This window comes from Ideonella azotifigens (genome assembly GCF_006519715.1).
Lineage (GTDB): Bacteria > Pseudomonadota > Gammaproteobacteria > Burkholderiales > Burkholderiaceae_C > Ideonella > Ideonella azotifigens.
In genome coordinates this window covers 1-1,701 of sequence record NZ_VIDT01000944.1, presented here as the reverse complement: position 1 = coordinate 1,701, position 1,701 = coordinate 1, and the positions used below count along the sequence as shown (strand labels likewise).

Genomic DNA, 1,701 nt, shown 5'->3' with positions numbered 1-1,701 from the left:
CACCAGCACGCCGCACAGCGCATTGGCCAGCATGACGGCAGGCGACAGCCGGGTCACCATCGCCAGGTGGCGCGCCCGCAACTCGGCAGCCGCAGGCTCGGGCGAAAACAGCGCCAGCACTTCGCTGCGCGCGTCCTGCCAGGAGCCAAGCATGTGAGAAAGACCGCGCAACTTCGTTCCTAGAAAGGGTGGCCAGGGCGCCCGCCACAGGCGTTGCAAGGGCCCGGACCCACGGTCCGCTGTCCGGAGCCAGCGGCGAAATGTAACCGGACCGGGAACACCCTCTATTCAAAGCATGCCCAATGCGGCGGGGCAATCCCCTGACTGGTACACTGTACTCAGCGGCTTCGAGTCCAGCTCTGATGCCTGCTTGTCGCTTCTGACATCGGTGAATGCCCTCTCGGTGCTCACCCTCCCCCCACGCCGGGCCCCTGGCTGGTGCCCCCTCCCGGCGGCAAATGGGCCGGCGACACGCTCCCCAACTGAGTCTGCATGACCTTTGACACCCTCGGCTTGGCCGAACCGCTTGTGCGTGCCGTGCACGAACAAGGCTACACACAACCCACCCCCATTCAAGCGCAGGCCATTCCCGCCGTCCTCCTGGGCGGTGACCTGCTCGCCGGCGCCCAGACCGGCACCGGCAAGACGGCCGGCTTCACGCTGCCCATGCTGCACCGCCTGGCAGCGCTGGGCACCAAGCGAGACGCCAAAGGCCGCGTCGCGATCCGCGCACTGATCCTCACCCCCACTCGCGAACTCGCCGCCCAGGTCGAGGAAAGCGTGCGCCTGTACGGCAAGTACCTGCCGCTGACCAGCATGGTCATGTTCGGCGGCGTGGGCATGGGCCCGCAGATCGAGCGCCTGCGCAAGGGCGTGGACATCCTGGTAGCCACCCCCGGCCGCCTGCTGGACCATGCGCAGCAAGGCACGCTGGACCTGTCGCACGTGGAAATCTTCGTCCTCGACGAAGCCGACCGCATGCTGGACATGGGCTTCATCCACGACATCAAGAAGGTGCTCGCGATGCTGCCCAAGGCCAAGCAGAGCCTGCTCTTCTCGGCCACCTTCAGCGACGAAATCAAGGCCCTGGCCGACCGCCTGCTGAACCAGCCGGCGCTGATCGAGGTCGCCCGCCGCAACCAGACGGCCGAGACGATCTCGCAAAAGATCCACCCGGTCGGCCGCGAGCGCAAGAAGGAACTGCTGGCGCACCTGATCCGCAGCGGCAACTGGCACCAGGTGCTGGTCTTCACCCGCATGAAGCACGGCGCCAACCGCCTGGTCGAGTTCCTGAACAAGGAAGAGATCAGCGCGATGGCAATCCACGGCAACAAGAGCCAGGGTGCCCGCACCAAGGCGCTGGCCGACTTCAAGAGCGGCGACCTGCAGGTCCTGGTGGCAACCGACATCGCCGCCCGCGGCATCGACATCGACCAGCTCCCGCACGTGGTCAACTTCGAGCTGCCCAACGTACCGGAGGACTATGTGCACCGCATCGGCCGCACCGGCCGTGCCGGCGCACAGGGCGAAGCCGTGTCGCTGGTCTGCGTGGACGAGGACTCGTTCCTGCGCGACATCGAAAAGCTGATCAAGCGCAGCATCCCGAAGGAAATCGTGCCCGGTTTTGCGCCGGACCCGAACGAACGGGCGGAGCCCATCGTGCTGGGTCGCCGGATGACGATCGGCGTCGGCGCCGGTGGC

At 66.7% G+C, this 1,701-nt stretch carries 1 protein-coding gene; it reads left to right on the top strand.

All coding sequences use genetic code 11. The features are described 5' to 3' along the window. Positions 1–492 precede the first annotated feature (492 nt). Positions 493–1,701, top strand: a 1,209-nt coding sequence (locus FKP22_RS29485) for a DEAD/DEAH box helicase (RefSeq protein WP_141291754.1), incomplete at its 3' end; no start/stop codon positions are given.